Here is a 14255-nt window from a genome sequence, read left to right on the forward strand (position 1 = left end):
GGATCCGTGGACCTGTCCCTGTCGACCGAGACCATCGGCGATCGCACGATCGTCAGGGTCGGTGGCGAAATCGACGTATATACCGCGCCCAAGCTGCGCGAGCAGCTGGTCGAGCTGGTGAATGACGGCAGTTTCCACCTTGTCGTCGACATGGAGGGCGTGGACTTCCTCGACTCCACCGGGCTCGGCGTACTGGTCGGCGGACTGAAGCGGGTGCGTGCCCATGAGGGCTCGCTGCGCCTGGTCTGCAACCAGGAGCGCATTCTCAAGATCTTCCGTATCACCGGCCTCACCAAGGTGTTCCCGATCCACACCTCGGTCGAGGAAGCGGTGGCGGCGACCGACTGATCCGTTCCCGGGCCCGTGCCCGGATCGGCAGAAGGACGTCGACAGAAGCAAAAGGAGGGGGTCCGGGCTTTCGGCGGCCCGGTCCCCCGACAGCACGCCCGTAGTTCCGAGGGGGACGCATGGCCACCGTTGAACTCCGTTTCAGCGCGCTGCCCGAGCACGTCAGGACCGCCCGACTGGTGGCGGCAGCGGTGGCGCGCAGGGCCGGAGTGGACGAGGCCGTCCTCGACGAGGTCAGGCTCGCCGTCGGCGAGGCCTGCACCCGTGCCGTCGGACTGCACCGGAGCGGCGGCATCACGGCGCCGGTCCAGGTGCTGCTGATCGACGAGGAGAAGCAGTTCTCCATCGAGGTCGGCGACGAGGCACCCCATGCGACCCCGGGCGACCGGGCGCCGGGTGCACCGGGCGAGGAGCCCGACGCGGAGACCGAGGAGGACGAGATGGGCCTCGCGGTCATCAGCGGCCTCGTCGACGACGTCGAGGTCACCGCAGGGGAGAACGGCGGACAGATCCGTATGACCTGGCCGACCACGCCGCCGGCCGCAGTGCTTCCCTGACTTTCTCCCCGTTCGAATCAGATTTCTGTTCGACATGCGGAAGGGCCCCACCACACCGGTGGGGCCCTTCCGCATGTCGACCCGGGCTTTCTGTGCCTACAGTGGTCTGGTGCGATGCCTTTCGTGAATTGATTCACGATCAAGATATCGGCCATGAATGCCTTCGGGGCATTACTGCTTTCAGGTTCTGTAAAGGCGAATTCCGTTTACCGCGCCCTGTTTTGATCAGGGCGGGGTACCTACAATCCGTCCACATCTTGAGCTCAGCCCAAGCGTCAAGGAGGACGAATGGCGGGGCTTTCTACCCCTGATCAGTTGGACCAGCCCACAACCTTCGCGGCCGCGGTGCTCACCGACGACAACCGGGTGCTGATCGCGGTCATCGCGGTCGTCGCCCTCGCGGCGCTCGCGGTGGCAGGCGTCCTGGTACGCCAGGTGCTCGCGGCCGACGAGGGCACCGACAGCATGAAAAAGATCGCGAAGGCCATCCAGGAAGGCGCGAACGCCTATCTGGCACGCCAGCTGCGCACGCTCGGCGTATTCGCCGTCGTCGTGTTCTTCCTGCTCATGCTGCTCCCCGCGGACGACTGGAATCAGCGCGCAGGCCGATCCCTGTTCTTCTTGATCGGCGCCGCCTTCTCGGCGGCCACCGGCTATATCGGCATGTGGCTCGCCGTACGCAGCAATGTGCGTGTGGCCGCGGCGGCGCGAGAAGCCACTCCGGCGGCAGGCGAGCCGGAAAAGGATCTCACCGCCGTCTCGCACAAAGCCATGAAGATCGCTTTCCGTACGGGCGGCGTGGTCGGCATGTTCACGGTGGGGCTCGGTCTGCTGGGCGCCTCCTGTGTGGTGCTGGTGTACGCGGCCGACGCGCCGAAGGTCCTGGAGGGATTCGGTCTCGGCGCGGCGCTCATCGCGATGTTCATGAGGGTCGGCGGCGGCATCTTCACCAAGGCCGCCGACGTCGGCGCCGACCTGGTCGGCAAGGTCGAGCAGGGCATCCCGGAGGACGACCCGCGCAACGCCGCGACCATCGCCGACAACGTGGGCGACAACGTCGGCGACTGCGCGGGCATGGCGGCCGACCTCTTCGAGTCGTACGCCGTGACCCTGGTCGCCGCGCTGATCCTCGGCAAGGCGGCCTTCGGCGACTCCGGACTCGCCTTCCCGCTGCTCGTCCCGGCGATCGGCGTGATCACCGCGATGATCGGCATCTTCGCGGTCGCCCCACGCCGCTCCGACCGCAGCGGCATGTCCGCGATCAACCGCGGGTTCTTCATCTCCGCGGTGATCTCGCTCGTGCTGGTGGCGGTGGCCGTCTTCGTCTACCTCCCGGGGAAGTACGCCGACCTCGACGGAATCACCGATACGGCGATCTCGGGCAAGGACGGCGATCCCAGGGTCCTCGCCCTGGTCGCCGTAGCCATCGGCATCCTGCTCGCCGCCGTCATCCAGCAGCTGACCGGCTACTTCACCGAGACCAGCCGCCGTCCCGTCCAGGACATCGGCAAGACCTCGCTCACGGGGCCCGCCACCGTCATCCTCGCCGGTATCTCGATCGGTCTGGAGTCGGCCGTCTACACCGCCCTGCTGATCGGCCTCGGCGTCTACGGGGCGTTCCTGCTCGGCGGTACCTCGATCATGCTGGCGCTGTTCGCGGTGGCGCTGGCCGGCACCGGCCTGCTCACCACGGTCGGTGTGATCGTCGCCATGGACACCTTCGGGCCGGTCTCCGACAACGCGCAGGGCATCGCCGAGATGTCCGGCGACGTCGAGGGTGCGGGCGCGCAGGTGCTCACCAACCTGGACGCCGTCGGCAACACCACCAAGGCCATCACCAAGGGCATCGCCATCGCCACCGCGGTCCTGGCGGCGTCGGCGCTCTTCGGGTCGTACCGTGACGCGATCACGACCGGCGCGCAGGACGTCGGCGAGAAGCTCAGCGGGGCGGGGGCGCCGATGAGCCTGATGATGGACATCTCGCAGCCCAACAACCTCGTCGGCCTGATCGCCGGCGCGGCGGTCGTCTTCCTCTTCTCGGGGCTGGCGATCAACGCGGTGTCGCGGTCGGCGGGCTCCGTGGTCTACGAGGTGCGGCGGCAGTTCCGCGAGCATCCCGGGATCATGGACTACAGCGAGGAGCCGGAGTACGGCAAGGTCGTCGACATCTGCACCAGGGATGCCCTGCGCGAACTCGCCACGCCCGGACTGCTCGCCGTGACGGCGCCCATCTTCATCGGGTTCACCCTCGGGGTCGGCGCCCTCGGCGCGTTCCTCGCGGGTGCGATCGGCGCGGGCACGCTCATGGCGGTCTTCCTGGCCAACTCGGGTGGTGCCTGGGACAACGCCAAGAAACTCGTCGAGGACGGTCACCACGGCGGCAAGGGCAGCGAGGCCCATGCCGCGACCGTGATCGGCGACACCGTCGGCGACCCGTTCAAGGACACCGCGGGCCCCGCGATCAACCCGCTGCTGAAGGTGATGAACCTGGTGGCGCTGCTGATCGCTCCGGCGGTGATCAAGTTCAGCTACGGCGAGGACAAGAGCATCGGCGTACGGATCTTCGTCGCCGTCCTCGCGTTCCTCGTGATCGCCGGCGCGGTCTACGTCTCCAAGCGGCGCGGGATCGCCGTGGGTGACGAAGACAACGAGAAGAAGGCGGCCAAGTCGGCGGATCCCGCGGTGGTTTCGTAGGCCCTCCGACGAGTCCCAGCTCAAGGGGCGGGCGGGCGGCGCGCGTTCATGCGCCGCACGCCCGCCCTGTGCGTGCACGCCGCTCGGCCGTGAGGCTTCTCTCTCCTGGGGCGAATGCGATTAAAGGTGTTCATAGGTGACATCCAGGACACGGATGTCGCGCGTGTGCTGTGTAAGGTCCGGGGGCTGAGAGGCCACGGAAGGGACCGATCCGGTGAACAAGAAGCTCGCGGCCGCACTGTCCGGCAGTGCGGTACTGGTACTGGCGCTGACGGGATGCGGTGGCGGCAGCAAGGACAACAAGGAACTCGACGCCTGGGCCAAGAAGGTCTGTGACCTGGTGCCGGCCCAGAACAAGAAGATCACGGCGGCCTACGACGCGATCACCAAGGCGGCCGAGGACACCGAGAGCACCCCGGCGGAGCTCCAGAAGGCCGACTCCCAGGCCTTCCAGGACCTGTCCGACGGCTACAAGGCGCGCGCCACGGTCATCCGCAACGCCGGGGCGCCTCCCGGTGCCGAGGACGGCGCGAAGAAGCTCCAGGAGGCCGTCAAGCAGCTCACGGCGCTCTCGGCGTCCTACGCCGACATGAAGACGCAGGTGGACGGGCTCAACACCAAGGACCAGGCGAAGTTCGCGACCGGTCTCAAGGACGTCTCCGCCGAGATGCAGAAGGTCGAGACACAGCGTCAGACCGCGCTCGCCGCGCTGAAGGACCTGGAGTCGGGCGACACCAAGCAGGCCCTGGCCGATCAGCCGGGCTGCAAGCAGGCGTCCACGTCGGCGACAGGGTCCGCTTCGGCGACGGACAGCTGAGCGGCCGGGGCCGGCGGCTGAGCGGGGATCGCCTCGCGGCGAGCCGCTCGTCGAGGCGTGGCGGGCGGCAGGTGCGGACGGCGGCCGCGGGCCACAATGGGGGCGTGAGTACCTCCAGTTTGCCCACGCTGCCCGCCGCCCCCGCCCCCGCCCCCGCCCCCGCTCCCGGCCGTCCCGATGTCACCGCCCGGCTGAGGGACGACCTGCTCGGGGCCTCCTTCACCGCCGACGGGCTGCTGGAACTGCTCGGCGCCCCCGCATACGCGGCCCTCGCGCGCAGCGAGACCGTGCCCGCGCTCCGGGCGACCCGCGGAGACACGCCGCTGGAGGTGCTCGTACGCCTGTTCCTCCTCCAACAGCCGGTGCCCCACGCGCGCGTGGCGGACGTCCTGCCCGTCGAGGCGTGTCTGGAGAGCGGCTGGCTGGTGCGCGCCGGCGCGGACGAGGTCGCCGCGACGGTGGACGTACGGCCGTACGGGGGCCCCGGTGGCGAGGACTGGTTCATCGTGTCGGACCTGGGCTGTGCCGTCGGCGGTGCCAGTGGCATCGGCAGCCGGGAGGAGGGCGTCGTCCTCGGCGTCGGCGGTGCCTCCACGACCCTGGCCGGCATCACGGTCCGTACGCCCGTCTCGTCCGCCCTCGACGTCGGCACCGGCTCCGGGATCCAGGCCCTGCACGCCGCACAGCACGCCACGCGCGTGACGGCGACCGATCTCAACCCGCGCGCGCTGCACATCACCGCGCTCACGCTGGCCCTGTCCGGTGTCCCGGCGGCCGATCTGCGGGAGGGCTCCCTGTTCGAGCCCGTCAAGCAGGGAGAGACGTACGACCTCATCGTGTCGAACCCGCCCTTCGTGATCTCGCCCGGTGCGCGACTGACGTACCGCGACGGCGGGATGGGCGGGGACGATCTGTGCCGCTCGGTCGTTCAGGGGGCAGGGGAGCTGCTGAACGAGGGCGGGTTCGCGCAGTTCCTCGCCAACTGGCAGCACGTCGCGGGGGAGGACTGGCAGGACAGGCTCAGGTCGTGGGTGCCGCGCGGGTGCGACGCGTGGATCGTGCAGCGCGAGGTGCAGGACGTCACGCAGTACGCCGAACTTTGGCTCAGGGACGCCGGTGACCACCGCGGCGACCCGGCCGAGTACCAGGCGCTGTACGACGCGTGGCTGGACGAGTTCGAGGCGCGCAAGGTGAGGGCCGTGGGCTTCGGCTGGATCACCCTGCGCAGGACGGGCTCCGCCGAGCCCTCGATCACCGTGGAGGAATGGCCGCACCCGGTCGAGCAGCCGCTCGGGGACACCGTCCGGGCGCACTTCGAGCGCCTCGACTACCTGCGCGCCAACGACGACGCGGCCCTGCTGGAGGCCCACTTCACACTCGTGCCCGAGATCGTCCAGGAGCAGGTCGGACTGCCCGGCGCGGATGACCCGGAGCACGTCGTGCTGCGCCAGCACCGCGGAATGCGACGGGCCACCAAGGTGGACACCGTCGGGGCGGGCTTCGTCGGCGTGTGCGACGGCTCGCTCAGCGCGGGTCGCATCCTCGACGCGATCGCCCAGCTCATGGACGAGGACCCGGTCATGCTGCGCGACCGTACGCCCGCACAGATCCGGCTGCTGGTGGAGCAGGGGTTCCTGGAGCCGTCCCGGTCAGTCTGACCGACAACAAGAAGAGTCGAGCGGGAGGACACCCCCGCCCGGCGCGGTCTGAATCCGGTCGGTTTCTGTGAGCGTCCGGCACAGCCAGGGGTGGCGGTCGGGCGGGGTCGGCCAAGGGGTCCGTGGTCGTGTCGGCACGGCGTTCACCCGGGGTTCGTCCGCCCGCCGTCAGCGCGTGCCAGTCTCCACCGGAACCGCACGCGCGGACGGGAGAAACAGGGGGCACGGGCAATCATGGAGAGCGGACCGGCGATCTTCACGGGAATGGTGTTCGCCCTGTTCGGAGGAGGGCTGCTGGTGTGGACCGCAGCCCGGGTACGGCATCGCGAGCCCGTCGCCCACGGTGTGAGTCCGGTCGCATCCGCGACCCTGGCGACCCTCGCCGCGCTCATCGCGCTGGCCCTCGGCGCGTGGTGCCTGACCGGCCTCTAGGACGGCTCCCGGGAGGTCTTCGCGAGCAGGTCGACCGGTAAGAGGGAGATCACCCTCCGGATGAGACCGAAAAGGCCGGTGGGTACTCCGGGCGGCAGGAATGGCGGTAGTCGGGTTACCGTTCGAGTGGCCGTTGCGGGCTTTTCCCGTTTGACACGGGGGCGGGATGTACCGTCACACTCCGCAGCGTCAGCACGACCCGACCCCGGGACCAAAGGCCTGGGGAGAGACCCCAGCGTCGAGCCGGAGAGAAGAGCGAAGTTGTCCCCGACCAGCGACCCCGCACAGGGCGGCCGCCGACTCGTCATCGTCGAGTCGCCTGCCAAGGCGAAGACGATCAAGGGCTATCTCGGCCCCGGATACGTCGTCGAGGCGAGCGTCGGGCACATCCGCGACCTCCCCAGCGGCGCCGCCGAAGTGCCCGAGAAGTACACCGGCGAGGTGCGCCGCCTCGGCGTGGACGTCGAGCACGACTTCGAGCCCATCTATGTCGTCAACGCCGACAAGAGGGCCCAGGTCAAGAAGCTCAAGGACCTGCTGAAGGACTCCGACGAGCTCTTCCTCGCCACCGATGAGGACCGCGAGGGCGAGGCCATCGCGTGGCACCTCCAGGAGGTGCTCAAGCCCAAGGTCCCGGTCAAGCGGATGGTCTTCCACGAGATCACCAAGGCCGCGATCCAGGCCGCCGTCGCCAACCCGCGCGAGCTGAACCAGAAGCTGGTCGACGCCCAGGAGACCCGCCGCATCCTCGACCGCCTCTACGGCTACGAGGTCTCGCCGGTCCTGTGGAAGAAGGTCATGCCGCGCCTGTCGGCCGGCCGTGTCCAGTCGGTCGCCACCCGGCTCGTCGTCGAGCGGGAACGCGAGCGCATCGCGTTTCGTTCTGCGGAGTACTGGGACCTGACGGGCACCTTCGCGACCGGCCGCGCGGGGGACTCCTCGGACCCGTCGTCGCTGGTCGCCCGCCTCCAGACCGTCGACGGCAGGCGGGTCGCGCAGGGCCGCGACTTCGACTCCCTGGGACAACTGAAGAGCGCGAACACCCTCCACCTCGACGAGGCGAACGCCCGCGCGCTCGCCGCCGCCCTGGAGCAGACCCGGTTCGCGGTCCGCTCGGTCGAGTCCAAGCCGTACCGCCGCTCGCCCTACGCCCCGTTCCGTACGACGACCCTCCAGCAGGAGGCCTCGCGCAAGCTCGGTTTCGGCGCGAAGGCGACCATGCAGGTGGCCCAGAAGCTGTACGAGAACGGCTTCATCACCTACATGCGTACGGACTCCACGACCCTCAGCGACACCGCCATCACCGCGGCCCGCGCCCAGGTCACCCAGTTGTACGGCGCCGACTACCTGCCCTCGTCGCCGCGCACCTACGCCGGGAAGGTCAAGAACGCCCAGGAGGCGCACGAGGCGATCCGCCCCTCGGGTGACCGTTTCCGCACGCCCGCCGAGACCGGCCTGACCGGCGACCAGTTCAGGCTCTACGAGCTGATCTGGAAGCGCACCGTCGCCTCGCAGATGAAGGACGCGACCGGCAACAGCGTGACCGTGAAGATCGGTGGCACCGCCGCCGACGGCCGGGACGTCGAGTTCAGCGCCTCCGGCAAGACGATCACCTTCCACGGCTTCCTCAAGGCCTACGTCGAGGGCGCCGACGACCCGAACGCCGAGCTGGACGACCGCGAGCGCCGGCTGCCCCAGGTCGCCGAGGGCGACGCCCTGAGCGCCGAGGAGATCACGGTCGACGGGCACGCCACCAAGCCCCCGGCCCGCTACACCGAGGCCAGCCTGGTCAAGGAGCTCGAAGAGCGCGAGATCGGCCGCCCCTCGACGTACGCGTCAATCATCGGCACGATCCTGGACCGCGGCTATGTCTTCAAGAAGGGCACGGCACTGGTGCCGTCCTTCCTGTCCTTCGCCGTGGTCAACCTCCTGGAGAAGCACTTCGGCCGGCTCGTCGACTACGACTTCACCGCCCGGATGGAGGACGACCTCGACCGCATCGCGGCCGGTCAGGCGCAGTCCGTGCCGTGGCTGAGGCGCTTCTACTTCGGTGAGACATCGCCGAACAGCGGCTCCACCACAGGCGGTGCGGCCGACGCCGGCAACGGCGACGGGGACCACCTCGGCGGCCTCAAGGAACTGGTGACCGACCTGGGCGCGATCGACGCGCGCGAGGTCTCCTCGTTCCCGGTGGGCAACGACATCGTGCTCAGGGTCGGCCGCTACGGCCCGTACATCGAGCGCGGCGAGAAGGACTCCGAGAACCACCAGCGGGCGGACGTGCCCGAGGACCTGGCGCCGGACGAGCTGTCCGTCGAGCTCGCGGAGGAGCTGCTCGCCAAGCCGAGCGGTGACTTCGAGCTGGGCGCCGACCCGGTGACGGGTCATCAGATCATCGCCCGCGACGGCCGCTACGGCCCGTACGTCACCGAGGTGCTCCCCGAGGGCACCCCGAAGACCGGCAAGAACGCCGTGAAGCCGCGTACGGCCTCGCTGTTCAAGTCGATGTCGCTGGACACGGTGACCCTCGAGGACGCCCTGAAGCTGATGTCGCTGCCGCGTGTCGTCGGCAAGGACGCCGAGGGCCAGGAGATCACCGCGCAGAACGGCCGCTACGGCCCGTACCTGAAGAAGGGCACGGACTCGCGGTCGCTGCAGACCGAGGACCAGCTCTTCACGATCACGCTGGAAGAGGCGCTGGCGATCTACGCCCAGCCCAAGCAGCGTGGCCGCGCGGCCGCCAAGCCGCCGCTCAAGGAGCTGGGCACCGACCCGGTCAGCGAGAAGCCGGTCGTGGTCAAGGACGGCCGCTTCGGACCGTATGTGACCGACGGGGAGACCAACGCGACCCTGCGCTCCGGCGACAGCGTCGAGGAGATCACCCCCGAGCGCGGCTTCGAACTCCTCGCCGAGAAGCGGGCGAAGAGTCCCGCCAAGAAGACGGCCAAGAAGGCGCCCGCCAAGAAGGCCCCGGCCAAGAAGGCGACGGCCGCCAAGAAGACCGCGGCGAAGAAGACCACGACGGCCGCGAAGAAGACGACGACGAAGACGACCACCGCGAAGAAGGCGACGGCGTCGAAGGCGGCGTCCGAGGACTGAGTTCGGGCCCCGTCGTTCGGCCCCGTTCGGGGTCGGGTTCCTCCACCGAGGCTTCGCAATGCGAACGTCCCGGCATCACTTTGGTGTCGGGACGTGCGCACGTCAGGATGCGCTCCCCGGGCTGTCGGTGGCTCCCGATAGGCTGAATGCATGACCCGTGCGGAGCAGCCAACGGCCCCTGACCCGGCCCCCGACGATGCCCTGGTCGCGGACTCCCGCGAGCGCGCCGTCCGCGCCCTGCTGCGCAGGCCCCAGCTCAAACGCCTGTGGAGCGCCCAGCTCGTCGGCGGGATCGGCGACACCCTCGCACTCCTGGTGCTGGTGCTGCTGGCCCTTCAGGCGGCGATCGCCGAGGGCTCCTTCGGCGGCGGCTACCGGGGCGTGGCGTTCGCAGTGGCGACCGTCTTCGGTACGCGCATCCTGGCGACGCTGCTCTTCGGCGCCGTCCTGCTCGGCCCGTTGACCTCGCTCACGTCGCAGGAGGGGCCGCTCGACCGCCGCTGGACCATGGTCGGCGCCGACGGAGTCAGGCTCGCACTGCTCATCGTCGCGCCCCTGTGGGTCGACTGGATGCCGGACGACGCCCTCGCGATGCTCCTGGTGACGGTCTTCGTGGCCGGGGTCGCCGAGCGCTTCTGGACCGTGTGCCGCGAGAGCGCGGCGCCCGCCCTGCTGCCGGCTCCTCCTCCGGAGGGGGCGACGGTACGACCGCTGCCGGACCACCTGGACGCGCTGCGCCGCCTGTCGCTGCGGACGACCTTCGTGGCGATCCCGCTGGCCGGTGCCGCCCTTGTCGCCGCGGGCCTGCTCAACAACCTGCTGGGCTCCGGCATCGACTGGTTCGGCCAGCACCAGGCGGCCCTCGCGTCGTATGTCGCGGCCGGGCTGTTCGCCGCGTCCCTGTCCCTGCTGACCTTCCTGGAACTGCCCGCCACCCGCACTCCGCGCGCGCGTTCGCCGCTGGAGGGGCTGCGCCGCCCCAAGACCGGCACCGGCGTCGACAAGGGCCGTACCGGCGCGATCCCGCTGCTGGTGCCGGCCTGCGCGGCCGTCGCCGGGGCGATCGCGGCCGCCGTGGCCGTCGCCGTGCTGCACGCCAAGGACCTGGGCGGCGGCCCGGTGATGTACGGGCTGATGGTGCTCGCGCTGACCGGCGGCGTCGTGATCGGTGTCCGTACGGCGCCCAAGGTGCTGGTCTCGCTGTCGCGGCGCCGACTGCTCGCGCTGGCGATCGCCTTCACCGGTATCACCCTGCTGGCCGCCGGGCTCGTCCCGGACGTCACCACCGTGCTGCTGATCGACGCGCTGGCCGGTGTCGGCGCAGGCGTGGCCGCCAACACCGGGCACACCCTGCTCGACCAGGAGACCGAGGAATACCGGCGGGCGCGGACCACCGAGCATCTGCACGCGGTCGTCCGGGTCGCCGTGGCGTTCGGCGCGCTGGCCGCCCCCGTGGTGGCCGCGGCGATCGGACCGCACCGGCTGGAGAACGGCAAGTTCGTGTTCGCGCACGGCGGCGCCGCGTTCACCCTGATGCTCGTCGGCGCGCTCCTGCTGCCGGTGGCCGCGCTGGTCCTCGCCAAGGTCGACGACCGGTCCGGCGTACCTCTCAGGCACGACCTGCGGGACGCGCTGCTCGGCGGCGACGACCCGGAAGCGGTGCCCGCCGCTTCCGGCTTCTTCATCGCCCTGGAAGGCGGCGACGGGGCCGGGAAGTCCACCCAGGCCGAGGCGCTCGCCGAGTGGATAAGGGCCAAGGGCCACGAGGTCGTGCTGACGCGTGAACCTGGGGCCACCCCGGTGGGCAAGCGGCTGCGGTCGATCCTGCTGGACGTGTCGAGCACCGGGCTCTCGCACCGCGCGGAGGCACTGCTGTACGCGGCGGACCGCGCGGAGCACGTGGACACCGTGGTCAGGCCCGCGTTGGAGCGCGGAGCGGTCGTGATCTCCGACCGGTACATCGACTCCTCGGTGGCGTACCAGGGCGCCGGGCGCGACCTGTCCCCGACGGAGATCGCCCGCATCAACCGCTGGGCGACCGACGGCCTGGTGCCGCATCTGACCGTCCTGTTGGACGTGTCCCCGGAGATCGCACGCGAGCGGTTCACCGAGGCGCCGGACCGGCTGGAGTCGGAGCCGGCGGAGTTCCACGCGCGCGTGCGCTCCGGATTCCTCACGCTGGCCGCCGCCGACCCCGGCCGGTACCTGGTCGTGGACGCCGGGCAGGAGCCCGAGGCCGTCACGACCGTCGTACGGCATCGCCTCGACCAGATGCTTCCGCTGTCCGAGCAGGAGATCCGGGAGCAGGAGGAGGCCCGCCGCAAGGCCGAGGAGGAGGCGCGGCGCAAGGCCGAGGAAGAGGCCGCGCGCAAGGCCGAGGAGGAGCGCCTGGAGCGTGAGCGCCAGGAGCAGCTCGCCCGGTTGAAGGCCGAGGAGGAGGAGCGCAAGCTGCGCGAGCTGGAGGAGGCCCAGCGCCGCGAGGCGGAACGCCAGGCGGAGGAGGCCCGGCTGCGGGCCGAGGAAGCGCGCAGGCGGGCCGAGGAGGAGCGGGCACGGCTCCTCGCCGAGGAGAAGGCACGCGCGGAGGAAGAGGCACGGCGAAAGGCTCAGGAGGAGGCCGCCCGCAAGCGGGCCGAGGAGGAGGCGCGACTGCGCGCCGAGGCCGAGGAGCGGCGGCTGGAGAAGCAGCGCAAGGCCGAGGCGGCTCTGCTGAGGGCGGAGGAGGCCCGGCGGCTCGCCGAGGCCGCGGCCCTGGCGGCGGAGGCGGGGCCCAAGCAGGCGGCCGCTCCTGCCGTGGGGATGGACGCGGCGACCGTGCCCACGCCTGTGGTGACGCCGACGAACGCCTCCGGCGGACCGGTGGACGAGACGGCCGTGCTGCCTCGGGTGCCCATGGAGAAGGACGACGAGGATGCGTCCGCAGGCGGGACTTCCGGTGGGTCCACCTCCGAGGCCGAGGTGACGGCCGAGCTGCCTCAGCCTCCGGTGCCTCCGGGTGCGGCGGACGAGACCGCGGTGCTGCCTCCCGTGCCTCCGGGTGCGGCGGACGAGACCGCGGTGCTGCCTCCCGTGCCGCCGGGTGCTGCCGACGAGACCGCCGTGCTGCCTCCCGTGCCTCCGGCGCCGGGGGAGGGGCCTGCGGATCGAGTGCCGCCGGGGTACTTCCGGGACGAGGAGCGGACGCGGGAGCTGCCGCAGGTCGACGCGGAGGGGACACCGCGGCGCAGGGCCCGGTCGGACTGGGCCGAGGAGACTCCGTTGGACGATCTGCCCACGCTGGCCGACGAGTTGCTCGGGCCGCATGACGACGAGCCCAGGGACGATCGCCGTCGCAGGCGCTGAGAGGCCACGCCGGTTGTCAGTGCTCGCCCCCACAATGGACCCCTAGGGCAATGGACAGCCGGCGCGAAAGATGACGAAAGGGCGGCGTGACCCATGACCGTATGGGACGACCTGGTCGGCCAGGAGAGGGTGAGCGAGCAGCTCGCGGCCGCCGCTCGGGACGCCGACGCCCTGGTCACCGCCGTCGCCACCGGTGCCCCGCCACCCGAGGCGTCGAAGATGACTCATGCCTGGCTGTTCACGGGCCCCCCGGGGGCGGGCCGGAATCAGGCGGCGAGGGCCTTCGCCGCCGCGCTGCAGTGCGTCAGTCCGGACCGGGCCCTCGGGGGAGTCCCCGGCTGCGGGTTCTGCGACGGGTGTCATACGGCACTCATCGGCACCCATGCCGACGTCTCCTCCGTGGCCGCGGTCGGCACCCAGATCCTCGCCGACGACATGCGGGACACCGTCAGGAAGTCCTTCACCTCACCGGCGACCGGCCGCTGGCAGATCATCCTCGTCGAGGACGCCGAGCGGCTGAACGAGAAGTCGGCCAACGCTGTCCTCAAAGCCGTGGAGGAGCCCGCTCCGCGCACGGTCTGGCTGCTGTGCGCGCCGTCCATCGAGGACGTCCTGCCGACGATCCGCTCCCGCTGCCGCCACCTGAACCTGAGCACGCCCTCCGTGGAGGCCGTCGCCGACATGCTCGTGCGCCGCGAGGGCGTCGAACCGGCCGCCGCGATGGCCGCCGCCCGTGCGACCCAGGGCCATGTCGACCGGGCCCGCCGCCTCGCCACCGACCCGGCCGCGCGCGAGCGCCGTGCCGCCGTGCTGAAGCTGCCCCTGCGCGTCGAGGACATCGGCGGCTGTCTCAGGGCGGCGCAGGAACTCGTCGACGCGGCGGCCGACGACGCCAAGCAGCTCGCCGAGGAGATGGACGGCAAGGAGACCGAGGACATGAAGGCGGCCATGGGCGCCTCCCAGGGCGGCCGCATGCCCCGCGGCACGGCGGGTGTGATGAAGGACCTGGAGGACCGGCAGAAGCGCCGCCGCACCCGTACCCAGCGCGACAGCCTCGACCTGGCCCTGACCGACCTCACCGCGTTCTACCGTGACGTCCTCGCCCTCCAGTTCGGCTCCCGGGTGGCGATCGCCAACGCGGACGCCGAGGACGCCCTGGAGCGGCTCGCCCGCGGCAGCACCCCGGAGAGCACACTCCGCCGCATCGAGGCGATCGGCGCCTGCCGCGACGCCCTCGACCGCAATGTGGCCCCGCTGCTCGCGGTGGAGGCCATGACGATGGCGCTCAGAGCCGGTTGAAGCGGAGTT

General features: G+C 70.8%; 9 protein-coding genes. All 9 read left to right on the forward strand.

Features of this window, described 5'->3' with window-relative positions; all coding sequences use genetic code 11:
• Nucleotides 1-6 precede the first annotated feature (6 nt).
• Nucleotides 7-348, forward strand: coding sequence for an anti-sigma factor antagonist BldG (gene bldG / locus ACIRP7_RS38315; RefSeq protein ID WP_024885807.1), 342 nt, complete (start codon nt 7-9; stop codon nt 346-348).
• A gap of 119 nt (nt 349-467) precedes the next feature.
• A complete protein-coding gene (locus ACIRP7_RS38320) occupies nt 468-905 on the forward strand; it encodes an ATP-binding protein (RefSeq protein WP_403669332.1) in 438 nt (145 codons plus the stop codon).
• A 288-nt stretch (nt 906-1193) separates the two neighbouring features.
• Nucleotides 1194-3599 (forward strand): sodium-translocating pyrophosphatase, encoded by a 2406-nt coding sequence (locus tag ACIRP7_RS38325; RefSeq protein ID WP_403669335.1) that lies wholly within the window; start codon nt 1194-1196, stop codon nt 3597-3599.
• Between the two features lie 214 nt (nt 3600-3813).
• Nucleotides 3814-4416: a small secreted protein gene (locus tag ACIRP7_RS38330; RefSeq protein ID WP_403669338.1), complete on the forward strand. Its 603-nt coding sequence runs from the start codon at nt 3814-3816 to the stop codon at nt 4414-4416.
• Between the two features lie 104 nt (nt 4417-4520).
• Complete coding sequence (locus ACIRP7_RS38335; RefSeq protein ID WP_403669340.1) at nt 4521-6074, forward strand: methyltransferase; 1554 nt, start codon at nt 4521-4523, stop codon at nt 6072-6074.
• 234 nt (nt 6075-6308) lie between these two features.
• Complete coding sequence (locus tag ACIRP7_RS38340; protein ID WP_352387837.1) at nt 6309-6506, forward strand: hypothetical protein; 198 nt, start codon at nt 6309-6311, stop codon at nt 6504-6506.
• Between the two features lie 261 nt (nt 6507-6767).
• Entirely contained in the window at nt 6768-9605 is a 2838-nt protein-coding gene (topA, locus tag ACIRP7_RS38345) for a type I DNA topoisomerase (RefSeq protein ID WP_403669343.1), read from the forward strand.
• 150 nt (nt 9606-9755) lie between these two features.
• A complete protein-coding gene (gene tmk, locus ACIRP7_RS38350; RefSeq protein WP_403669346.1) occupies nt 9756-12947 on the forward strand; it encodes a dTMP kinase in 3192 nt (1063 codons plus the stop codon).
• Nucleotides 12948-13040: 93 nt separating this feature from the next.
• A complete protein-coding gene (locus ACIRP7_RS38355; protein ID WP_403669349.1) occupies nt 13041-14246 on the forward strand; it encodes a DNA polymerase III subunit delta' in 1206 nt (401 codons plus the stop codon).
• Nucleotides 14247-14255 lie beyond the last annotated feature (9 nt).

The sequence above is a fragment of the Streptomyces sp. NPDC102270 genome, from assembly GCF_044766405.1.
GTDB lineage: Bacteria > Actinomycetota > Actinomycetes > Streptomycetales > Streptomycetaceae > Streptomyces.